Below are 20869 nucleotides of genomic sequence, written 5' to 3' on the forward strand. Positions count from 1 at the left end.
GGGGTAATAACTTGATAGATGTGTTGCCGCACAGTCCGGTGCGCGCTTATTTTTCCAGGACGCCGAGGATGTCGTCTTCCCGCATGATCAGGTAGTCCTGACCTTCCAGCTTGATCTCGGTGCCGGCGTATTTGCCGAACAGCACCTTGTCGCCGACCTTAACGTCCAACGGGAGAACCTTGCCGTCCTCGGTGACTTTCCCTTTCCCGACCGCAACCACTTCCCCCTGCTGGGGCTTTTCCTTGGCGGTGTCGGGAATCAGTATGCCGCCGGCGGTTTTCGTCTCCTCTTCCAGTCTCTTCACGATAATACGGTCCTGCATCGGTCTCAGATTCATCAGCTGCATCTCCTTTCTGCGTGGGTTTGTTGTGATTTTAAGTGAAAAAAATATTAGCACTCGAAACCGCTGAGTGCTAATCGCTGGGTAAATATAAACAGGCTGTCGGTAAAAATCAAGTCATTAATCGAAAAAAATTCCCGGGACCGGGCCGGGAGGGTGATGAGCGCGGGGCAGGGCGTGCGGTGGGAGGATGTGTCGCTCCGGCGATTAAAGAGTCAAATTCTTTCTGGAGGGGCGCTGTTTGACGCGCGCCGCCCCTGCCGTTCACCTGTTTATTTGCCGGATTAATGCTGTTTGCGGAGAGCCTTGATGGTCTGAACCGTCATCTCGCGGGCCAGGCGTGCCGCCAGGCGGTCACGTTCCACGGCGAGGGTGGAGCGGTCGTGGTCGAAGAAGCTTTCCAGGGGGATGTAGACCTCCATGGACGGCTCCTTCTTTCCCGCTTCGAAGAACTGGAGCCGGGCCTTGACCCGCAGTTCGGTGGAACAGCAGCCGGCGTTCTCGATGTAGCTCCAGATTTCGCCGGTAATGTAGAACTGCTTGGCGAGCCATTGCTGATCGACGTTCTTCAATTCCTCCTTGATGATGGAAAACCAGGTGGCGTTGGTCAGGGTATGGTTGTCGTTGAGGTCATCCACATAGGCGTTGAAGACGGCATCGCTGAAATTTTCCGGCACCAGGGTGGTGACGAAGGGGACGATGTAGATCGCTTCCTGCTCCGGTCCCTGCTTGAAATCGGGGGCGACGGAGACTTTTGTTGCGGGACCGCACCCGGTCAACAGCAGTGCCATCTGAAGAGCCATGAGTGAAGGGATTATGCGTTTAAAGAAGAAATACCGTATGTGTGACGTTACCATTTTCGCTTGACCATCTCTTCCTGATAAAATTTCTGGTACAGGATTTCCCAGTCCCTGCTCCCCGGCACCTTGGCCTGGCTGTAGGAGGCGAGTTTTTTTCGCACCGCTTCGTCCACCTCTGCCGCCAGATGGAAAAAGGTGGCAATGGTATCCTTGACCGATTGCAGGGCACGGGCTTCATCGGGGAAGTCGGCCAGGTCGTCCCGCCAGATCTTTTCCACGATCCGGTGGGCCAGGTGGGATATGCGGTCTTCGCTCACGTACATGATGGGCCTCGTGCTGTGTGCTGCGGAATTTTGATTTGCGCTGAACGGCGCACGGAATTAAAGGACAATTTTACGCTCCTTGGCCAGCTTCTCCTTGATCATCCTGAGCATCTTGTGCCGGTCGATGGTGCTGGCGGCGCTCCCCATGGAGCGGAGGGTCTGTTCCAGGAGGTTCTCGGCATCCCGTTCCAGCGTCGCTTCCGTCGAGAGGTCGGCGCCGATTGCTCCCTTGATGCCGGCCAGTATCGCCCCCCGTTCCCGCTTGAGGTGAATGAGATCGGCGGTGGTGAGATCGGTGAGAATCTTGTCGGCCAGCTTGGCAATCTGCTCGTCCTTGAGGCGCACGGGCCCTCCATGGATTGTTTTATGGGGTGGTATATTACTGAATTCCCATAAAAAAGCAACCAATTCCCGGAGGGGGCGGAAACAGCTCCATGCAGTTGACCGGAAGCTGGTGGCGATCCGGAGCAATTAGCCCCTTGCATTAAAGATGGGCCGGCGTTACAATGGTTTCCACATAAATCGGTTTCTCTCTGCCATGTGCGTGAGGCTGCAATGCCCAGGCGGAATACTCATTTGTTCGGGGGTCTTGATCGATCGTGGTGTGCTGCCCCTCTGCGGGATTTGCCTGAAGCGATACAGAGACGCCCACGTGTTAGGGAACTCGCTCGGAGGCCCTAAAGCTAACGGCATGGTGGAGAGATAGAAAAAGAGGGCTGGGTTTTCCAGCCCTCTTTTGTGTATGAAGCTTTGGTTCCATGGGGGGCGAGAATGGGAAGGGTGCTCATTGGAGTAATCGTGCTGCTGGGGCTTGCGGGGATAGCTCAGGCGGCCGGTGTGAAGGAGCAGCCGGTGGTGGGGACGGTGGTGCGCGACCGGTTGCGGGACGGCACACCCGGACCGGAGCTTGTGGTAATCCCGGCCGGTAGTTTCAGGATGGGGGCCATCAATGGTGGCGGCGATCCGGACGAGAAACCGGTGCACGCGGTAACCATCCCCCGCCCCTTTGCCCTGGGGCGTTACGAGGTCACCTTTGCCGAGTACGACCGGTTCTGCCAGGCTACCGGTCGGGAACTACCGAAGGACGGCCGGCGCTGGTTCCCCTTCTCTCATTGGGGGCGGGATCGTCGACCGGTGATGAACGTCACCTGGGACGATGCGGTGGCCTACACCCGTTGGCTGTCCGAGCAGACCGGCCAGCGCTACCGCCTTCCCAGCGAGGCTGAATGGGAATATGCGGCACGGGGGGGGATCGAAGAGCGTTACTGGTGGGGATTCAGCGTGGGGGAAAAACGGGCCAACTGCAAGGGATGCGGCAGCACGTGGGACAACAAGAAGACCGCGCCGGCAGGCTCCTTCGGTGCCAACCCCTTTGGCCTGTACGATACCGCCGGCAATGTCTGGGAATGGTGCCAGGACAGCTGGCACGAGAGTTACGAGGGTGCCCCCACCGACGGAAGTGCCTGGCAGGGGGGAGAAGACAAGCGGCGTGTGCAGCGGGGGGGATCCTTCGGGAGCAAGCCGCGCTATATCCGCTCTTCCGCACGCGGCCGGGGGAACCCCGACGGCCGCTATGTCTATCTCGGGCTGCGGGTGCTGCGGGAGTTGTGACGTTGGGCGATGAGACAAGGACACACCCCATGCCAGAAACACCCCTTGAAACCCTCCGCACCGTTTTCGGCTATCATGCCTTCCGCCCCCACCAGGAGAAGATCATCGCGGGGGTGATTCGTGGGGAGGACAGTTTCGTTCTGATGCCGACCGGTGGCGGCAAGTCCCTCTGCTACCAGATACCCGCCCTGCACCGCCCGGGGGTGGCCCTGGTGGTTTCACCCCTCATCTCTCTCATGAAGGACCAGGTGGATGCCCTTCAGGCCAACGGCGTCCGGGCGGCCTTTTACAACTCCTCCCTTGCGGAACGGGATGCCCAGCAAGTCTTGGCCAGGCTTCACCGGGGCGATCTCGACCTTCTTTACGTCGCACCGGAACGGCTTATGGGGGAGCCCTTCCTGGAACGGCTCAAGGAAATCCCCCTCTCGCTGTTCGCCATCGACGAGGCCCACTGCGTCTCCCAGTGGGGGCACGATTTCCGCCCCGACTATGTCCAGCTCGGCCGCCTGCGGGAACTTTTCCCCAGGGTGCCGCTCCTCGCCCTTACCGCTACCGCCGATCCCCAGACCCGCACCGATATCATCCGCCGCCTCGGGCTGGTCCGGGCTACCTGCTACATTACCGGGTTCGACCGTCCCAACATCCGTTATACCGTCGTGGACAAACAGAAGCCGTTCAACCAGCTCCAGACGTTCCTTGCCGGTCGCCCTCCCGAAGACGCGGGGATCATCTATGCCCTTTCCCGCAAGCGGGTGGAGGAGGTGGCGGGTCGCCTGGCAGCTGCAGGCATTGCCGCCGCTCCCTACCATGCAGGCTTGCCCGACAGTGAGCGGAGCAGGGTCCAGGAGGCCTTCCAGCGTGACGAACTGCGGGTGGTGGTGGCCACGGTCGCCTTCGGCATGGGGATCGACAAGCCCAACGTCAGGTTCGTGGTCCACTACGACCTCCCCAAGAACATCGAGAGCTATTACCAGGAAACCGGCCGTGCCGGCCGGGACGGCCTTCCCGCCGAGGCCCTCCTCCTATTCGGCTACGGGGATATCGCGGTGGCCCGCGGCCTCATCGAAAACGGCGGGAACCCCGAGCAGAACCGGATCGAAATCCAGAAACTCAACGCCATGGTCGGCTTCGCCGAGGCGGTGACCTGCCGGCGTCGGGTGCTCCTCGGCTATTTTGGCGAGTCCCTGGCGGAGGATTGCGGGAACTGCGATGTCTGCCTCAATCCCCCCGAGCGTTTCGATGCCACGGAAGAGGCGCAAAAGGCCCTTTCCTGCGTCTACAGGGTAGGCCAGCGCTTCGGCATGGGGCATGTGATCGACGTGCTGCGCGGCTCCCGCAGCCAGCGGCTGCTCCAGCTGGGACATGACCGGCTCTCCACCTACGGCATCGGCAGGGATCTTTCTCCCGAACTCTGGGGGGGGCTGCTTCGCCAGTTGGTACACCTGGGCTATCTGGAGCAGGACCTTGCCAGCTACGGCGTGTTGAAGCTGACGGCGGCGTCCCGACCTCTCCTGCGCGGTGAAGAGCGGCTGCATCTGGCGCGCCCCCGTGAAAAGCCGGTGGCGCCGGTCAGGCCTCCCCGGCATGCGGCCGGCAACATCGCATACGATGAAGGGCTGTTTCAGTCTCTGCGCTCTCTTCGTAAGGAGCTGGCCGATGCGGCCGGGGTTCCCTCCTTCGTGATCTTCGGTGATGCCACGCTGGTGGAGATGGCGGCCTTCCGGCCGACGGACCCGGAAGCGCTGCTCCGGATCAACGGAGTGGGGAACCACAAGCTAGGCCGGTATGGCGGGGCGTTTCTGGAGGTGCTGCGGGGCTATGGTGGCGCTGAACCGGGAAAGGAGGGGTGAGATGGCGACGGCGACATTCGCGGCGGGGTGTTTCTGGGGGGTGGAGGCTGCGTTCCGCAGGGTTGCGGGAGTGACCAGCACCATGGTCGGCTATACCGGCGGAAGCGTGGCGAACCCGAGCTACGAAGACGTCTGTACCGGCATGACGGGCCATGCCGAGGCGGTGCAGCTGGAGTACGATCCGGCGGCGGTCTCCTATGAGACGCTGCTGCAGGTGTTCTGGGGGATGCACGACCCGACGACCCTCAATCGCCAGGGGCCCGATGTGGGGACGCAGTACCGCTCGGCGATCTATTGCCACACGCCGGCGCAGGCAGACGCGGCCCGTCTCTCCCGGGACCGCGAGCAGGCGCGCCATCGGCGGACCGTCGTGACGGAGATCGTCCCGGCGGTTGAGTTTTTCCGTGCGGAGGAATACCACCAGCGGTATCTGGAAAAGCGGGGCGCCTCCCACGGCGGTATCTGACGCGCAAGTGTGTGGCTGAGCGCCGGAAGGCACATCAACCGGCTACGGTCGCGACACCTCGCGCAGAATGGCGGTGAACATGGTCTTCTGGGCGGCACGGGATGCGGAAAGGGCAATTTCCACGGAAGTTGACCCACCCCGCCGGTTCTGGAAACGGTGGAGTGTCGTTTCACCCACCCCGCCTCCACTCCCCTCCCGGAGAAATTTCTGCATCCCCTTCTCCACCTCTGCTCCATCCACCAGGAAGTCGTAGTACCTTTCCCCGAGCAGTTCCTGCCTGCTGAGCCCGAACAGTCGCTCCGCCTCCGGGTTGGCGATGACGATCTTGCCATCCTCCAGAAAGGTGACGATGGCGGAGTGGGCCATCTCGATCATCCCCCGGTAACGCTCCTCCGATTCCTGCCGCTGGAGGGTCTTGTGCTCCAGCTCTTCCATCATGGTGTTGAAGGCGCCGACCAGCTGTCCCAGCTCGTCGTTGGACTTCTGGGGGATACGTTCGTCGAACTTTCCGGTCCGGGTGACCCGGGTGATGGTGGCGGACACGAGGGCGACGGGATTGATGACGGTACGGCGGATGAGTGCCCCCATGATCAGGATGATGATGAAGAAGATGACGGCGCGATAGAGGAGTTCCAGTTCCAGATTGGTGCCGATTTCCCGGTAGAGGTCGACCATCGGGATGGTCACGGAGACCGCTCCGATCACTTCGCCCAGTTTGTAGTCATAGGAAAAATGACCGCGGGGGAACAGGGCGCGGACGAAGGGAGGGGCGCTGTCGTAGTCGCCGTGGCATTCGAGACAGGACTTTTCCGCCACCATGGGGAGCATGTAGCGAAACGCCTCCTGTCCGCGTATCTTGATGACCCGGTAGGTTTCACCCCCCGGCTTGCCGGCGAAGATCCGCAGCTGGGCGGTTTCGTAGTCGTCAGGGCGGTTGTCGGGGTTGCGGTAGCGCAGCGACACCTGGCGGACGTAGTACTTGCTGCCGCTGGTGATCCGTTTAGCCACCCGGGTTGCCACCACCTGGGGGACGAGGGAATAGTTCTTTTCCGGTTCCCCGCGAACGACGCTGGACATGTAATCCCTGGTTTCGATGATCTGGCGGGCGAAGCTGCGGGCGTTGTCCACGGCCACCTTGAGGATCAGCGCCTGCTGCCGCCGGTAGGTCATGAAGGCCGCGGCGAGGAAGAGGACGATGAGGAGCAGGGACATGATGATGTTGAATTTTGTGCTGATGTGCAGGTCGCGGAACCTGGTCATGCTGGCCTCCAAGGGGGCGATTTCCCAGCAAGTATAGCCGGTGCGGTCCCGACCGCAAGCAAAACCTTTGCCAGGAGAGGGTGAGCACCGCACCCTCCTCGCCGTACGTCAGCGCGAAATGTTCGTGGGATTGGCCGTGTACCGCCGCAAAACGGGAGAAGAGAGGGATCGAAAGGAGAAAAATTCCTTTTCTTGAGGGATATTTTGTGGTACCGTGCGGTGCTCTCGGATCCGCGTGTCGTCTCCTGCCGCACCAGTCCCATAACTTACCGGAAAATAAAGTGTAACTCTTTATGGCAAAAGTGATTTGTGTCGCCAATCAGAAGGGGGGAGTGGGGAAGACCACCACCTCGGTCAATCTTGCCGCTTCCCTTGCCGCCGCGGAAAAGAAAACCCTTCTCATCGACATGGATCCCCAGGGGAACGCCAGCAGTGGTGTCGGTGTGGACAAGGGAGGGCTTGAAGAAACGGTCTACGACGTCCTCATCAACGAAATTGACCCGTCCGGTGCCATCCTTTCGACCGAGTTTGCCGGTCTCGATCTTCTGCCGGCTACCGCCGACCTGGCGGGGGCGGAGTTGGAACTGGTGGCGGCGATGGCCCGGGAGCTCAAGCTCAAACAGGCACTGGAAGCGATTCGCGGCAGGTATGACTATATCATCATCGACTGCCCTCCCTCCCTCAACCTCCTGACCATCAATTCCCTGACGGCGGCCGATTCGGTCTTGATTCCCCTGCAATGCGAGTTTTACGCAATGGAGGGGTTGTCCCAGATACTCAATACCATTCGCCTTGTCCAGAAGGGGCTGAATGCCGCCCTGAAAATCGAGGGGATACTCCTTACCATGTTCGATGCCCGGAACAATATCTCTCGTCAGGTGAGCGAGGAGATCAGGACCCATTTCCCGCGGGAGACCTTTGCCGCCATGATTCCGCGGAATGTAAGGCTGTCCGAGGCTCCCAGCCACGGCAAACCGATCATCCTCTACGATATTACCTCCCGGGGAGCTGCCAGCTACCTGGAGCTTGCCAAGGAAATCCTCAGGAAAGAGGGAAGCAATGGTTAAGAAGACCGGTCTGGGAAAGGGTATGGCGGCACTGCTGCCAGTGGCTGCGGAGGACAACGACAAGAGCTATTTCTCCTGCCCCATTGAAGAAATACGCCCGAACAAGGGGCAGCCGCGCAAGACCTTCGTGCCGGAGAAGCTGGAAGAGCTGGCGGCGTCCATCCGCGAAAAAGGGATTATTCAGCCCCTGGTGGTGCGCAAGAAGTCCGACCATTACGAACTGATTGCGGGGGAGCGCCGCTGGCGCGCTGCCCAGAAAGCGGGACTTCGTGACGTGCCGGTGGTCATCCAGGATGTGTCGGACGATACCGCCCTGGAGATGGCCCTCATCGAGAATATCCAGCGGGAGGACCTTAACGCGGTGGAGGAGGCGGAAGCCTATCACGCTCTGCTGGACAAGTTCGATCTCTCCCAGGAGGAGCTGGCTAAAAGGGTTGGCAAGGAACGCTCCACCGTCGCCAACTCCCTGCGGCTGCTGAAGCTGCCGACGGAACTCAAGCGTGACATCGTGGAAGAGCGCCTTGCCATGGGCCATGCCCGCGCTCTCCTGGCGCTGGATTCGCCGGAACAGATGAAGCAGGCCCGGGAGGAGATTCTCAAGGGAGATCTGACGGTCCGGGCAGCGGAAAACCTGGTCAAACGGCTGAAGGCCAACAGACCGGCCAAAGCGGCGCCGAAACCCGATCCCCATGTCACTGATCTGGTGGAGCAACTGAAGCGGCACTTCAAGACCAGGGTCGCCATTCGCCAGAGTGGCAAGAAGGGGAAGATCGAGATATTCTATACCTCCCCGGGAGAGCTTGACCGGCTCCTCGATATCCTGAACAGATAATCACAGCCTACAGCAGAATTCCGGCAGACCGCTCCTCCAGGTGTATAAAAAACTTGACATCCCACGTATCGTGTGATAGCTATCCTAAGCTTTTAGTCCGAGGTCCGCGAAGGGACGCCGGATTGTATACTGTATACAAAAGAACGACATGAGGTGGCAGGGTGATCAATCTAGATTTGACCTTCATTATCCAGCTGGTCAACTTCCTGGTGCTGGTACTGATCCTGAACGTTTTCCTGTTCAAACCGATCCGCCGGGTGCTGGCAGACCGGGCGACCGAACTGAACGGTGCCCGGGAGCGGGCTGCTGAAGTTGACCGTGATGTGCAGGAAAAGGTGGCTCAGTACGAGGCACGTATGCGGGAGGCCAAGACTGCGGCCAATGGTGAGCGGGACGCCCTGAAGAAGGTGGCCCAGGCAGAAGAATCGGCCGTTCTCGAGAAGGCCCGGAAGGAAGCCGCCGATACTCTGGCGACCATCAAGGAGAAGGTGGCCAAAGAGACCGCCGATGCCAAGGAGCTGTTGCGTGAGCAGGCCCGCGGGCTCTCCCTCGAAATCTGCGAGAAAGTCCTTGGAAGGAGTCTGTAAGATGAAATGCCGTGAGCGCAATACCGGCTGGAAATCGTGGGTCATGGCGGCAGCGGTCTGCCTGCTGCTGGTTGGACTGGCGGCGGCCGGTTTCGCCTCTGAAGGGGGAGAAGGTGCCCACCAGGGGGGTCATGCTGCAGCCCAGATGAAGGATTTCATGTGGCGGGTCATCGACTTTGCCGCGCTTTTCATACTGATTGCCTGGGGCGTTAAGAAGGCTGACGTCAAAGGTTCCCTTGCCGCCCGACAGGTCGCCATCGAAAAGGCCCTCAGGGAAGCAGTTGCGGCCCGGGCCGAAGCGGAGCGGAAATTTGCCGAATACAGCGACCGGCTTGCCAAGGCTAATGCAGAGGTCGACGGGATTTGCGCCGCCATCAGGAAAGAGGGCGAGTTGGAAAAAGAGCGCATTGTCGCCGAAGCAAAGCTGACCGCAGAGCGCATCAAGGAGCAGGCCAAGCTGTCCGCCAGCCAGGAAGTGGCGCGGGCCCAGGCGGAGCTCAGGGGCGAGGCGGCCCGGCTTGCCGTTCAGCTTGCGGAGCAGACCCTCAGGGAGAAGATCAAGAAAGACGACCAGGATCGTCTGGTTGGCGAATATCTTACCAAGGTGGTGGAGTTACATTGATCACGAATGCTATTGCACGACGGTATGCCAAGGCGCTGGTGCAGCTGGCGGCTGAAGAGAGTGCGGTCGAGAAGTTCAACGGCGAACTCTCCCGGGTTGCGGCCCTGCTGGAAGCCAGCCCCGAACTTTCGTCCATGTTCAGCAACCCGGCCTACGGCATAGAAGCGAAAAAAGAGATCCTCAGGGATGTCATCGGCAAGGCTGGCCTCTCCACCATGGTGGGGAACTTTCTGCAGCTCCTTCTCGACCGGAACCGGATTGCCTTTCTCCCGCAGATTGCAGCAAGCTACAGCGCTTTTGCCGATGAGCTTTCCGGCATTATCCGGCCGGTGCTTACCTCAGGCATGCAGCTGGAGGCGGGACAGGTGGAAGAGATCAAGACGGCCCTTGCCAAATCCACCGGCAAGCAGGTCGTACTGCAGGTGGAGGTCGACCCCGCCCTGATCGGCGGCGTGGTGACCAAGATTGGCGACAAGGTGTATGACGGCAGTGTACGAACCCAGTTAGACAGAATCGAAGATATATTACAGAAGGGGTGAGATCTTTCTATGGAAATCAGAGCGGAAGAAATCAGCGAAATTATCAGGAAGCAGATCAAGGAGTACGGCAAGGAAGTGGCGGTCGCCGAGACCGGCACCATCATCTCCGTCGGTGACGGTATTGCGCGTATCCATGGTCTCGACAAGGCGATGGCCGGCGAGTTGCTGGAGTTCCCGGGCGGGGTTTCCGGGATGGTTCTCAACCTGGAAGAAGACAACGTTGGTGCCGCCATTCTCGGTGAGAACAACGAGACCATCAAGGAAGGCGCCACGGTCAAGCGTACCGGCAGAATCGTCGAGGTTCCGGTAGGCGAGGCCCTTATCGGCCGCGTTGTCAACGCCATCGGCCAGCCGATCGACGGCAAGGGCCCGATCAACACCGACAAGTTCGGCAAGGTCGAAGTGAAGGCCCCCGGCATCGTCAAACGCAAGTCGGTCCATCAGCCGATGCAGACCGGCCTCAAGGCCATCGACTCCATGGTTCCGGTAGGCCGCGGTCAGCGTGAGCTTATCATCGGTGACCGGCAGACCGGCAAGACTGCCGTTGCCCTCGACACCATCATCAACCAGAAGGGCGGAGACGTTGTCTGCATTTACGTCGCCATCGGGCAGAAGCGTTCCACCGTTGCCCAAGTTGTGAGCAAGCTGCAGGAACACGGCGCCATGGATTATACCATAGTCGTGGCGGCAACCGCTTCCGAGCCCGCGCCGCTTCAGTTCATCGCGCCGTACACTGGTGTGACCATGGGTGAATACTTCCGCGACAACGGCAAGCATGCCCTCATCATTTACGATGACCTTTCCAAGCAGGCGGTCGCCTACCGGCAGCTTTCCCTGCTCCTCCGTCGTCCCCCCGGGCGCGAAGCCTATCCGGGTGACGTCTTCTATCTCCACAGCCGTCTCCTCGAGCGTGCCGCCAAGCTTTCCGACGACTGCGGTGCCGGTTCCATGACAGCACTTCCCATCATCGAGACCCAGGCCGGTGACGTTTCCGCCTACATTCCGACCAACGTCATCTCCATTACTGACGGCCAGATCTACCTGGAGTCCGACCTGTTCTACTCCGGTGTCCGTCCCGCCATCAACGTCGGTCTTTCCGTCTCCCGCGTCGGCGGTTCCGCCCAGGTAAAGGCCATGAAGCAGGTTGCCGGCACGCTGCGCCTCAATCTGGCCCAGTACCGCGAGATGGCAGCCTTTGCCCAGTTTGGTTCCGACCTGGACAAGGCGACCCAGATGCAGCTGGCCCGGGGCGAGCGTCTCGTAGAGATTCTCAAGCAGCCCCAGTATCGGCCGATTCCCAATGAGAAGCAGGTCCTCATAATCTTCGCGGCCAACAACGGCTTCCTGGATGAATACCCGGTTGCTTCCCTGCGGCGTTATGAGACCGAACTCTATACGTTCTTCGATGCTAGAAAGGGCGATGTTCTGGCCGAGCTGCGCGATAAAAAGGCCATCGACGACGACCTGAAGGCCAAGATTATTGCCGCTCTGGAAGAGTTCAAGAAAGAATTTACCGCGTAACGTAAGGACGGGATCTCCGTATGGCAAGCCTTAAAAGTATCAAAAAGCGCATAGTGTCGGTTAAAAATACCCGACAGATCACCAAGGCCATGAAAATGGTCTCGGCGGCCAAACTGCGCCGTGCCCAGGAAAACGTGGTCGCAGCCCGCCCCTACGCCAAGAAGCTCGGCGAAGTCCTGGAGCGGCTGGCCAAGAGCCAAGATGGTGACAGCAGCCCGCTCATGCAGAAGCGGCCGGCCGAAAAGGCCCTTCTCATCGTGGTCACCTCTGACCGCGGCCTGTGCGGCGGCTTCAACGCTAATATCTGCAAAGCTGCCGAGCGTTTCGTCAAGGAGCGAAGTGCCGAATTCTCCGAGATCGGCGTGATGACGGTGGGGAGGAAGGGGTTCGAGTTCCTGAAAAACCGCCGCACGGTCTACAAGAACTACAGCAACATCTTCTCCAGTCTCAGCTATCAGACCGCTGCCCTCCTTGGGCAGGAAGTGATCGAAGGCTTTCTGAACGAGGAGTACGACCAGGTCTTTATCCTCTACAATGCCTTCCGGAGCGTCATGTCCCAGGATATCACCCTGGAGCAGCTTCTTCCCATCACACCCGCTGAATCTGAAGAAGGGGAGTATGCACCGGAGTACATCTACGAACCCTCCAAGGGGGAACTCCTGGCGGAGTTGCTTCCCAAGCACATAGAGGTGCAGATATTCAAGTCGCTGCTGGAGTCCGTCGCTTCCGAACACGGAGCCCGCATGACCGCCATGGACAGCGCCTCGAAAAATGCCACGGAGATGATCGGCAAGCTGACCCTGCAGTACAACAGGGCACGTCAGGCGGCCATCACAACGGAGCTGATGGAAATTATCTCCGGCGCCGAATCAATCAAAGGCTAATTTAGGACTTTACACAATAGAGGCCGCCACAGGGGGCCGCAGGAGGAAAAGGGTACATGAGTCAGAACATCGGTAAAATTACGCAGGTCATCGGCGCGGTTATCGACGTTGAGTTTGAGCCGGGCAAGCTGCCCCCTATCTACAATGCACTCCGGGTGACCAACCCTGCGATTGACGACAATGAAAACAACCTGGTGCTCGAGGTTGCCCAACACCTGGGAGAGAACGCGGTCCGGACCATCGCCATGGACTCCACCGACGGTCTCGTTCGGGGCCAGGACGTTCTCGACACGGGCAAGCAGATCTCCGTACCGGTCGGTCGCAAGACCCTCGGGCGGATTCTCAACGTCATCGGCGACCCGGTCGATGAAATGGGCCCGGTCAATGCCGACAAGGAGTACGGCATCCACCGCGAGGCACCGGCTTTCGTGGATCAGTCCACCAAGGTCGAGGCTTTCACCACCGGGATCAAGGTCGTTGACCTCCTCGCTCCCTATGCCCGCGGCGGTAAAATCGGCCTGTTCGGCGGCGCCGGCGTCGGCAAGACCGTTCTCATCATGGAGCTGATCAACAACATCGCCAAGCAGCACGGCGGTTTCTCTGTCTTTGCCGGTGTCGGGGAGCGTACCCGTGAAGGGAACGACCTCTGGATGGAGATGAAGGAGTCGGGGGTTCTCGACAAAGCCGCCCTGGTGTACGGCCAGATGAACGAGCCTCCGGGGGCCCGTGCCCGGGTTGCCCTCTCCGCCCTTTCCATAGCCGAGTACTTCCGTGACGAAGAAGGGCAGAACGTGCTCCTCTTCATCGACAACATATTCCGTTTCACCCAGGCAGGTTCCGAGGTTTCCGCACTTCTCGGCCGTATCCCTTCCGCCGTCGGTTACCAGCCGACCCTGGCCACCGAGATGGGCGAGCTGCAGGAGCGGATCACCTCCACCACCAAGGGGTCCATCACGTCGGTCCAGGCTATCTACGTTCCTGCCGACGACTTGACCGACCCGGCTCCGGCCACCGCGTTCGCCCACCTGGATGCCACGACCGTTCTCTCCCGGCAGATCGCCGAGCTCGGCATCTATCCGGCAGTTGACCCGCTGGACTCCACTTCCCGCATTCTCGATCCCCAGGTCATCGGGGATGAGCACTACGCCATCGCCCGCCAGGTCCAGTACGTGTTGCAGAAGTACAAGGACCTGCAGGATATCATCGCCATTCTCGGTATGGACGAGCTCTCCGAAGAGGACAAGCTGGTGGTCGCCCGCGCGCGGAAGATCCAGCGGTTCCTTTCCCAGCCGTTCCATGTTGCGGAAGCCTTCACCGGCTCCCCCGGCAAATACGTCGAACTCAAGGATACCATCAAGGGGTTCCAGGAGATCGTGGAAGGAAAGCACGACGACATCCCCGAGCAGGCGTTTTACATGGTCGGTACCATTGAGGAAGCCCTGGAGAAAGCCAAGAAACTGGCAGTATAAATTAGTCAGGCACGTGGCATCAGGCTCTAGGCTCCACTGCCCAGCGTCCACTGCCCAACGCCCAAAGGGTTTGATATATGGCTGAAAAACTGAAACTTGAACTGGTAACACCCTATAAAAAGGTTCTTTCCGAAGAGGTGGACGAGATCACGGCTGCCGGCGCCATCGGTGAATTCGGCGTGCTGCCGGGACATGCACCGTTTCTTACTTCCCTCAGAATCGGCGAGTTTGTCTATAAGAAAGATGGTGTGGTCAGCCATCTGGCCGTGAACTGGGGATACTTCGAGGTCGAGGACGACAAGGTGACGGTCCTGGTGCAAACCGCGGAACGGGCAGACGAAATCGACCTTGAGCGTGCCAAGGCCGCACTCGGACGCGCTGAAGAGGCGTTGAAGCGATTGAACCCCGAGGACAAGCAGTTCCGTGTCTATGAAGCCGCGTTGGAGCGGGCCGTGACCAGGATACAGGTTGCCGGCAAGACGGGCGGCAGATAGACGGGAGTTACGAAGTGGTACAAAAGAGTGGCGAATCGCCACTCTTTTTTTTTGCCGGCGGAACAGGACGCTGTTGTATAATCGCAACTTCCTGACCGTAGGGGAGGCAGCGAGGCAACGATGAAACGACCAATCATAGCTGTTACCATGGGAGATCCGACCGGCATCGGGCCGGAAATAATCGCCAGGGCACTCCGTGACTCCGAGGTGCTGCTCAGCTGCCGGCATCTGGTGCTCGGCGACCTATCGGCCATGGAGCGGGCGCTCGCCATAACCGGTGAACCTTCACGGATTGAGGTTCTCGATCACGGCATGCCCCCGGTGGACGACCGTCCCGACCGCATCTACCTGCGGCCCCTGTCGTACCTGTCGCCTGCTGATATGGTGTTCGGTGCACCTTCTCCCGCAAGTGGCGCGGCCATGTACGACTATATAACGACGGCGGCGAAACTCTGCCTTGCCGGCGCGGTTGCTGGGATGGCCACAGCTCCCATCAACAAGGAGGCGCTCAACCGGGCCGGTCACCACTACCCGGGGCATACCGAACTCCTGGCGGAGCTGACGGGCACGGAGCAGTTCGTCATGATGCTCGCCGGCGACCGTCTGCGGGTGGCACTCGTCACCATCCACGAGGCGCTGGCCGATGTTCCCCGGCTAGTGACCTTCGATCGGGTGCTGTCCACCATCAGGACCACCCACCGGGATGTGAACCGCTATTTCAGCGCCAATCCCCGACTTGCGGTACTTTCCCTCAATCCTCACTGCGGCGAAGGGGGGCTGTTCGGCGCTGAGGAGACTCGAGTCATTTCCCCTGCCATAGCTGCTGCCCGTGCCGAAGGGATCGATGCGGTCGGCCCGCTTTCTGCCGACACTCTCTTCCACTTTGCGGCACAGGGTGGGTACGATGCCGTGGTCTGCATGTACCATGATCAGGGCCTTATCCCGTTGAAACTCCTCCATTTCGACGACGGCGTCAACGTCACCCTGGGGCTCCCCATCATCCGTACGTCCGTTGACCATGGAACGGCCTACGACCTGGCGGGAACCGGAAAGGCCAACTTCCGAAGCATGGTCGCGGCTATTCTGATGGCTGCCCGGATGGCGTCTGTGCGGGACAGGGGTCAGGGGAAGGGAGAGCCATGAAGCGACCCGACCTATCCCTTAAGAAAGCAATGATCGTCATAGGCGGCATACTGCTGCTCTATGCCGTCTACATCGGGATATCCCTGTTATTTCTTCCGTCGGTGGAGGGGTTGAAGAACCGCCGTGCGGTCATGACCATCCAGGTCAGGGACTGGCAGGGGAAAACTCACCCCTTCGTAGTGGGACCGAAGAACAGGGACTGGACACCGTCGGGAAGCATACCGTCAGAAATGAAATGGGCGGTGATCCTGGCGGAGGACGCAAACTTCTACAAGCATGAGGGGATTGACGTCAAGGCGATCAAGAATGCCATCAAGTACGACCTGGAAAAGAAGCGTCTCGCCCGCGGCGCCTCCACCATCACCCAGCAGGTGGCAAAAAACCTCTTCCTGTCGCGGGAGAAGACCATTACCCGCAAGGTCAAGGAAGTCGTCCTGGCCAGGCAGATGGAGCAGGAACTGACCAAGGGACGCATCATCGAGCTCTACCTCAACGTGGTCGAACTGGGACCGATGGTGTATGGCATAGGTCATGGCGCCCGGTACTACTTCGGGAAATCTGCGGCGGAGCTCACACCGCGGGAGTGCGCGTTTTTGGCCGCCATGCTCCCCGGTCCGAGAGTGGCCTACAATCCCTACAAAAACCTGGGAAAGGTACTGAAGCGTTCCGACATGATCCTGCGGCTCCTGCGCGGCAAAGGGGTGCTGTCGGAGGATGAATATCGCCAAGCACTGGCGGAAACCCCCAACGTGGGGAGGATGCAGCAGAAGGTGGATAAGACCATTGAACAGGAACCGGTGTTTGTGAACCTGAGTAGCGGGGGAAAGAGGGAGCAGGAGCCGTCCGTGCCGCCGTTGGAAACAGCGCAGCCGGAAAACCAAGCTCCTTCAGGCGATTCGGCAGATGGACATCAAAACAACGATGTCGGTGGTCATGGCCAGTCACCGGCTACGGGGGAGACGAAACAACCCTGATGCCTCAGATGCGGAACCCTTCGATATCGGCTTCCGTGAAGTCGTTGGTGATCTGCCGCAGTTCCTCTCCGCCATTCCGAAGCAGCTTTATCGCGCAGTCACGCCCCGGTTCCGCCTTGGTATAGCGAAGAAGGATCCTGGCGGCGGTCTGCATCAGATGCTCGTCCACTTCGCCCGTCACCACGCCGAGGGGACTTCCCCCCTCGTTCCAGCGGAGCGCTACCTCGCCGTCCTGCATCGCGCCCTCCAGCAGCTGGTTGTCCGCCTCGTTGCGGCCGATCAGCACCTTGGTTTGCGGCCCGACCCGGAAATGGCGTCCGACTTTGAGGAGCCTGCAGTCGCGCAGGTTGACCTGGTCTGAGTGGTCGAACATGTCCCGCACCTTGGAGACGAAGGAGAGCTCGGTCAGGAGGCAGCCGCCGGCGGGGCAGGGGTAGTTCTTCACGTCCAGGTCGTCGGCCAGTTGCATCTGTTCCTTGCGGGAGCGCCCCTGGATAGCAAGAAGCTTTTCCCGGTCCACCCATCCTTCCTGCTCGGGAATGGTGGGTGGGAAATGCTTGGCGGACAGGGGGCGCAGAAGCAGTCCTTCAAGGCCACTCTCCCGCTCGATCACCCTGAGGGTGTCGCGGCGCTGGCTCATGGGGCGCTGCCCCAGCACCTCGCCCGTGATGACGAAATCGGCGCCGCAGGTCGTCATGTACTCCTTGGCCTTCCGAAGCAGGTAGATGCGGCAGTCGATGCAGGGGTTCATCCCCTTGCCGTAGCCGTGGCGGGGGTTGCGGATGATATCCAGGTACTTGGCCCCCTTGTGGAGGACCTTGATGGGGATGCCGAATTCACCGGCGACCCGGACGGCCTCCGATTTGCAACCGGCGTTCTTGCCGGTGCAGGTGCAGAAGGGGGAGGTGAAGTTGAGGGCCTCGACGGCGATCCCCTGCTCAAGCATGACCTTGACGGCAAGGGTGGAGTCGAGTCCTCCGGAGAGAAGGGCGAGGGCTTTGCGCTGCATGGTGTCTCCTGTGGTGCCATGCCGGGGCGACCGGTGAAATGGCGCTCCCGTACGGAACCGGATTGAATTTGTGCAAGGCTAGCACAGTCGGCCGGCAAATGTAAAGGCCAGAAAAACCGGCGGTTAGGGACAACCTGCACGCATCGCCGGTTTTTCGTCAGGCATGGTAGAGAGATTGCAAGGAAGATATGCTTGCCCGAACTGGCGACCGGTTTCCGGCAGCAGGGCAACGTTTCCGCTGGAGGGACCATGAACGGTCTGGTTAAGGAAGGTTCGCTCGGTGCGATCCTCTTCAATTCACAGATTATTACGGAACAGGACATCAAGGCAGCGCTGGATGAGCAGCAGGCTTCCGGCTGCCGCTTCGGCGAGGCCCTGGTCAGGCTGGGGGTCGTGACCCAGGAGGACATCGACTGGGCTCTTTCCAACCAGCTGAACATACCCTACGTCCGGCTCAAGCGGGAAATGATCGATCAGGACGCGGTCGAGCTCATTCCTGCCACGGTGGCGCGCCAGTACAACCTGATCCCCCTGCTCAGGATGGGGGATGATCTCTCCCTTGCCCTGGCGGACCCCCTCAACAAGGAGGCCATAGGGGCGGTGGAGGAACTGACCGGTTGTCAGGTCACGGTCTCCGTTGCCCTCATCCGGGAGATACGGGAGATGCAGGATATCTGCTATGGCCCGGCGGAGAGCGCAACCTCCCTCGGGTTCGCGGCGGACTGTTTCCCCGAACGGGTGCTGGCGGAGATCAATGCCGATCTCACCGGGGCGCGGCTTCTGGATTACCTTCTCGTTTTCGTCACGCAGAACAAGGCGACAGGGCTCTCCCTGCAGCCGGTGGGGGATACGGTCGGCATCGTCGTGAAGCGGGCCGGGAAGACCAGACATATCGGCATCCTTGCAGGCACCTACTATCCCGATGTCGTGCTGCGGCTACGAAAGCTCGCAAAGATCGACGGTACCACCGAAAGCACTGCGGGGGGTACGCTGGGGCTTCGCTACAAGGGAGCCCAGCTCTCCTTCCAGGTCCTGGTGCTGCGGGGCGCAGCCGGCGATTATGTGACATTCAAACCCCAGGCGGCCGCATCGTTTCCCTCCCGGCTCGCGGATCTGGGAGCAGCGGACCAGATTGCACGGCTCCGGGACCTGGCGGCCTCGGATTCGGGATTGGTGCTGGCCGTTCATCGGGACAGTGAAGACCGGTGCCGTCTCATGGACCTCTACCTGGAAGAATGCTCCACGGTTGGCAGGAGCGTCCTCCTTCTCGGCAACGGCCTGGGGAAGGGGAACAAGCACTTTCCGCGGATCCCCCTCCCGAACGGGGCGACGGGCGAGGCCCACGACCTGCTCCTTGCCGTCCTCGAACATGATCCGGACATCATCGTCGTGGAGGATGTCACCGACTCTCTCTCTTTCATTGCCGCCACAAAGGCCGCCATGCGGGGGAAGCTGGTGGTGGCCGGCATCTCGTCTCCCGATGTGGATACGGCGTTCAAGCACCTCCTCCATCTCTGGCACCGGCATTACTTTGTCCCCGGCTGTCTCAGGGGGATCATCTCCTTCAAGGGGGTGGCAACCCTCTGTCCCCGCTGCCGCGGGGAATACAGCCCGACCAGGGAAGAAATTGCCTCCCTGCGCTTGGTGGCACTGCCAGCAACCTATTTCCGGGCTGCCGGCTGCCCGGCCTGTGACCAGACCGGGCACACGGGACGGCGTTATCTGCTTGACCTGATCACCTTTGACGAAGGGGTGCTGGCCGCCTTCGAGTCGGCCCGCGGCAGCAGGGACATCGAGCGGTACCTGCAGGGTGCGGGTTATCGCGGCATCATGGCGGAGGGGGAGGCGTTGCTCAAGGCCGGCGAGATATCGCCGGTGGAGTATGTTGCCTCGCTCCTCCTCTGACCGGAAGGGCATGGGGCCTTGAATGCGCCCCGACTGCAGTACCTGCGGAGTCTACAGGCGCCGCCGCATAATAGTTTTACCGGGGAGTACAGACAATGGCACGAATCGACGGACTGTTCAAAATGCTCAAGGATCAGGGGGCGTCGGACCTGCACCTTTCGACGGGGTCGCCTCCCATCTTTCGCCTTCATGGCGAAATGGAAAGGTCGAACTTCAAGTCCCTTTCCCATGAAGAGACCAAGGCGATCCTTTACGAGATCCTCACCGAGCGGCAAAAGCGCGACTTCGAGGAGAAGAAGGATCTGGATTTTGCCTACGAGATTCCGGGGCTGGCGCGGTTCCGCGGCAACATGTTCATGCAGCACAAGGGGATTGCAGCGGTCTTCCGGATCATCCCGAGCAAGATCCTTTCCGCCGACGACCTTGGACTCCCCGAAGGTATCCGGAAGATGACCAACCTGAAAAAAGGAATGGTCCTGGTCACCGGCCCGACCGGTTCCGGGAAATCCACCACCTTGGCGGCCATGATCGACCTCATCAACAGCACCCGGCGGGAGCATATCCTGACCCTTGAGGATCCTCTGGAGTTCATCCACCCAAGCAAGCAGTCGCTCCTGAACCAGCGCCAGATCGGCGAGCATTCCGAGAGCTTTACCGCCGCCCTTCGTGCGGCCCTGCGTGAGGATCCGGACGTCATCCTGGTGGGGGAGATGCGCGACCTGGAGACCATCAGCCTGGCCATGACCGCCGCCGAAACCGGTCACCTGGTGTACGGTACCCTGCACACCAATTCCGCCGCCAAGACCATCGACCGGATCATCGATGCTTTCCCGCGGGATAGTCAGGAGCAGGTCCGTACCATGCTGTCCGAATCACTCCGGGGGGTGATCTGCCAGCAGTTGCTCCGGACCGCCGACGGCAAGGGGCGGGTTGCGGCGCTGGAGATCATGGTCGGCACGCCGGCCATCGGCAACCTGATCCGGGAAGGAAAGACCTTCCAGATTCCTTCCATCATCCAGACCGCCAAGAAGGAGGGGATGCAACTCATGGACCAGCACCTCCTGGACCTCCTCAAGATGCGCAAGATCGCGGCGGAAGAAGCCTATCGCTGTGCGGCGGACAAGAAGCAGTTCGAGCAGTATCTCCCCCACCGGCCACCACAGTAGAAGGGTA

At 60.3% G+C, this 20869-nt stretch carries 20 protein-coding genes, 1 other RNA gene and 1 pseudogene; 17 read left to right on the plus strand and 5 right to left on the minus strand.

What is annotated here, in order from left to right; all coding sequences use genetic code 11:
- Positions 1–46: 46 nt before the first annotated feature.
- The 3 genes and pseudogenes from groES to KI810_RS17655 form a co-directional block, all read right to left on the minus strand.
- The gene (gene groES, locus KI810_RS02015; protein WP_214173813.1) at positions 47–337 is read right to left on the minus strand and encodes a co-chaperone GroES; all 291 of its coding nucleotides are present in this window, start codon (positions 335–337) and stop codon (positions 47–49) included.
- Between the two features lie 287 nt (positions 338–624).
- Complete coding sequence (locus KI810_RS02020; protein ID WP_246525112.1) at positions 625–1131, minus strand: hypothetical protein; 507 nt, start codon at positions 1129–1131, stop codon at positions 625–627.
- A 59-nt stretch (positions 1132–1190) separates the two neighbouring features.
- Positions 1191–1808: pseudogene (locus KI810_RS17655) on the minus strand (DUF507 family protein).
- A 182-nt stretch (positions 1809–1990) separates the two neighbouring features.
- Here KI810_RS17655 and ssrS point away from each other — a divergent pair.
- The 4 genes from ssrS (at position 1991) to msrA (ending at position 5390) form a co-directional block, all read left to right on the plus strand.
- Positions 1991–2168: non-coding RNA, 6S RNA (gene ssrS, locus KI810_RS02035), on the plus strand.
- A 66-nt stretch (positions 2169–2234) separates the two neighbouring features.
- The gene (locus tag KI810_RS02040; protein WP_214173817.1) at positions 2235–3074 is read left to right on the plus strand and encodes a formylglycine-generating enzyme family protein; all 840 of its coding nucleotides are present in this window, start codon (positions 2235–2237) and stop codon (positions 3072–3074) included.
- A 29-nt stretch (positions 3075–3103) separates the two neighbouring features.
- Positions 3104–4924 carry a DNA helicase RecQ gene (recQ, locus tag KI810_RS02045; protein ID WP_214173818.1) on the plus strand — a complete coding sequence of 607 codons (1821 nt, stop codon included), beginning with the start codon at positions 3104–3106 and terminating at the stop codon, positions 4922–4924.
- A 1-nt stretch (position 4925) separates the two neighbouring features.
- Positions 4926–5390, plus strand: a complete 465-nt coding sequence (gene msrA, locus KI810_RS02050) for a peptide-methionine (S)-S-oxide reductase MsrA (protein ID WP_214173819.1) — start codon at positions 4926–4928, stop codon at positions 5388–5390.
- A 42-nt stretch (positions 5391–5432) separates the two neighbouring features.
- On the opposite strand, the gene KI810_RS02055 is transcribed toward msrA, so the two are convergent.
- Positions 5433–6650, minus strand: coding sequence for a c-type heme family protein (locus KI810_RS02055; RefSeq protein WP_214173820.1), 1218 nt, complete (start codon positions 6648–6650; stop codon positions 5433–5435).
- A 293-nt stretch (positions 6651–6943) separates the two neighbouring features.
- Between KI810_RS02055 and KI810_RS02060 the strand changes: the two genes are divergently transcribed.
- The 11 genes from KI810_RS02060 (at position 6944) to KI810_RS02110 (ending at position 16782) form a co-directional block, all read left to right on the plus strand.
- Positions 6944–7717, plus strand: coding sequence for a ParA family protein (locus tag KI810_RS02060; RefSeq protein WP_214173821.1), 774 nt, complete (start codon positions 6944–6946; stop codon positions 7715–7717).
- On the plus strand, positions 7710–8549 hold the full coding sequence (locus tag KI810_RS02065) for a ParB/RepB/Spo0J family partition protein (protein WP_214173822.1): 840 nt from the start codon (positions 7710–7712) through the stop codon (positions 8547–8549). Before KI810_RS02060 ends, KI810_RS02065 begins: the two co-directional genes overlap by 8 nt.
- A gap of 161 nt (positions 8550–8710) precedes the next feature.
- On the plus strand, positions 8711–9136 hold the full coding sequence (locus KI810_RS02070; RefSeq protein WP_214173823.1) for a F0F1 ATP synthase subunit B: 426 nt from the start codon (positions 8711–8713) through the stop codon (positions 9134–9136).
- A gap of 1 nt (position 9137) precedes the next feature.
- The gene (locus KI810_RS02075; RefSeq protein WP_214173824.1) at positions 9138–9758 is read left to right on the plus strand and encodes a F0F1 ATP synthase subunit B; all 621 of its coding nucleotides are present in this window, start codon (positions 9138–9140) and stop codon (positions 9756–9758) included.
- Entirely contained in the window at positions 9755–10297 is a 543-nt protein-coding gene (gene atpH, locus KI810_RS02080) for an ATP synthase F1 subunit delta (protein ID WP_214173825.1), read from the plus strand. Before KI810_RS02075 ends, atpH begins: the two co-directional genes overlap by 4 nt.
- Positions 10298–10306: 9 nt before the next feature.
- Positions 10307–11818, plus strand: coding sequence for a F0F1 ATP synthase subunit alpha (gene atpA, locus KI810_RS02085; protein WP_214173826.1), 1512 nt, complete (start codon positions 10307–10309; stop codon positions 11816–11818).
- Positions 11819–11838: 20 nt separating this feature from the next.
- On the plus strand, positions 11839–12702 hold the full coding sequence (gene atpG / locus KI810_RS02090; protein WP_214173827.1) for an ATP synthase F1 subunit gamma: 864 nt from the start codon (positions 11839–11841) through the stop codon (positions 12700–12702).
- Positions 12703–12758: 56 nt separating this feature from the next.
- Positions 12759–14171, plus strand: coding sequence for a F0F1 ATP synthase subunit beta (gene atpD / locus KI810_RS02095; protein WP_214173828.1), 1413 nt, complete (start codon positions 12759–12761; stop codon positions 14169–14171).
- 77 nt (positions 14172–14248) lie between these two features.
- The gene (locus KI810_RS02100; RefSeq protein ID WP_214173829.1) at positions 14249–14665 is read left to right on the plus strand and encodes a F0F1 ATP synthase subunit epsilon; all 417 of its coding nucleotides are present in this window, start codon (positions 14249–14251) and stop codon (positions 14663–14665) included.
- 120 nt (positions 14666–14785) lie between these two features.
- The gene (gene pdxA, locus KI810_RS02105; protein WP_214173830.1) at positions 14786–15808 is read left to right on the plus strand and encodes a 4-hydroxythreonine-4-phosphate dehydrogenase PdxA; all 1023 of its coding nucleotides are present in this window, start codon (positions 14786–14788) and stop codon (positions 15806–15808) included.
- Complete coding sequence (locus tag KI810_RS02110; protein ID WP_246525113.1) at positions 15805–16782, plus strand: transglycosylase domain-containing protein; 978 nt, start codon at positions 15805–15807, stop codon at positions 16780–16782. The genes pdxA and KI810_RS02110 overlap by 4 nt, the downstream gene beginning before the upstream one ends.
- A gap of 4 nt (positions 16783–16786) precedes the next feature.
- Here the strand turns inward: KI810_RS02110 and KI810_RS02115 are convergent, their stop codons facing one another.
- Positions 16787–17791 carry a hypothetical protein gene (locus tag KI810_RS02115; RefSeq protein WP_214173831.1) on the minus strand — a complete coding sequence of 335 codons (1005 nt, stop codon included), beginning with the start codon at positions 17789–17791 and terminating at the stop codon, positions 16787–16789.
- 249 nt (positions 17792–18040) lie between these two features.
- Here KI810_RS02115 and KI810_RS02120 point away from each other — a divergent pair, with 249 nt between their 5' ends.
- The gene (locus KI810_RS02120; RefSeq protein WP_214173832.1) at positions 18041–19696 is read left to right on the plus strand and encodes an ATPase, T2SS/T4P/T4SS family; all 1656 of its coding nucleotides are present in this window, start codon (positions 18041–18043) and stop codon (positions 19694–19696) included.
- Positions 19697–19791: 95 nt separating this feature from the next.
- Positions 19792–20862 (plus strand): type IV pilus twitching motility protein PilT, encoded by a 1071-nt coding sequence (locus KI810_RS02125; RefSeq protein ID WP_214173833.1) that lies wholly within the window; start codon positions 19792–19794, stop codon positions 20860–20862.
- The last annotated feature ends 7 nt before the right edge of the window (positions 20863–20869 follow it).

This window comes from Geomobilimonas luticola (assembly GCF_018476905.1).
Classification (GTDB): domain Bacteria; phylum Desulfobacterota; class Desulfuromonadia; order Geobacterales; family Geobacteraceae; genus Geomobilimonas; species Geomobilimonas luticola.

Bases quoted from the DNA above. Each gene is read 5' to 3' on its own strand.
- groES (WP_214173813.1), bottom strand. From the start codon at position 337: ATGAATCTGAGACCGATGCAGGACCGTATTATCGTGAAGAGACTGGAA.
- KI810_RS02020 (WP_246525112.1), bottom strand. From the start codon at position 1,131: ATGGCACTGCTGTTGACCGGGTGCGGTCCCGCAACAAAAGTCTCCGTC.
- KI810_RS02040 (WP_214173817.1), top strand. From the start codon at position 2,235: ATGGGAAGGGTGCTCATTGGAGTAATCGTGCTGCTGGGGCTTGCGGGG.
- recQ (WP_214173818.1), top strand. From the start codon at position 3,104: ATGCCAGAAACACCCCTTGAAACCCTCCGCACCGTTTTCGGCTATCAT.
- msrA (WP_214173819.1), top strand. From the start codon at position 4,926: ATGGCGACGGCGACATTCGCGGCGGGGTGTTTCTGGGGGGTGGAGGCT.
- KI810_RS02055 (WP_214173820.1), bottom strand. From the start codon at position 6,650: ATGACCAGGTTCCGCGACCTGCACATCAGCACAAAATTCAACATCATC.
- KI810_RS02060 (WP_214173821.1), top strand. From the start codon at position 6,944: ATGGCAAAAGTGATTTGTGTCGCCAATCAGAAGGGGGGAGTGGGGAAG.
- KI810_RS02065 (WP_214173822.1), top strand. From the start codon at position 7,710: ATGGTTAAGAAGACCGGTCTGGGAAAGGGTATGGCGGCACTGCTGCCA.
- KI810_RS02075 (WP_214173824.1), top strand. From the start codon at position 9,138: ATGAAATGCCGTGAGCGCAATACCGGCTGGAAATCGTGGGTCATGGCG.
- atpA (WP_214173826.1), top strand. From the start codon at position 10,307: ATGGAAATCAGAGCGGAAGAAATCAGCGAAATTATCAGGAAGCAGATC.
- atpG (WP_214173827.1), top strand. From the start codon at position 11,839: ATGGCAAGCCTTAAAAGTATCAAAAAGCGCATAGTGTCGGTTAAAAAT.
- atpD (WP_214173828.1), top strand. From the start codon at position 12,759: ATGAGTCAGAACATCGGTAAAATTACGCAGGTCATCGGCGCGGTTATC.
- KI810_RS02100 (WP_214173829.1), top strand. From the start codon at position 14,249: ATGGCTGAAAAACTGAAACTTGAACTGGTAACACCCTATAAAAAGGTT.
- pdxA (WP_214173830.1), top strand. From the start codon at position 14,786: ATGAAACGACCAATCATAGCTGTTACCATGGGAGATCCGACCGGCATC.
- KI810_RS02110 (WP_246525113.1), top strand. From the start codon at position 15,805: ATGAAGCGACCCGACCTATCCCTTAAGAAAGCAATGATCGTCATAGGC.
- KI810_RS02115 (WP_214173831.1), bottom strand. From the start codon at position 17,791: ATGCAGCGCAAAGCCCTCGCCCTTCTCTCCGGAGGACTCGACTCCACC.
- KI810_RS02120 (WP_214173832.1), top strand. From the start codon at position 18,041: ATGAACGGTCTGGTTAAGGAAGGTTCGCTCGGTGCGATCCTCTTCAAT.
- KI810_RS02125 (WP_214173833.1), top strand. From the start codon at position 19,792: ATGGCACGAATCGACGGACTGTTCAAAATGCTCAAGGATCAGGGGGCG.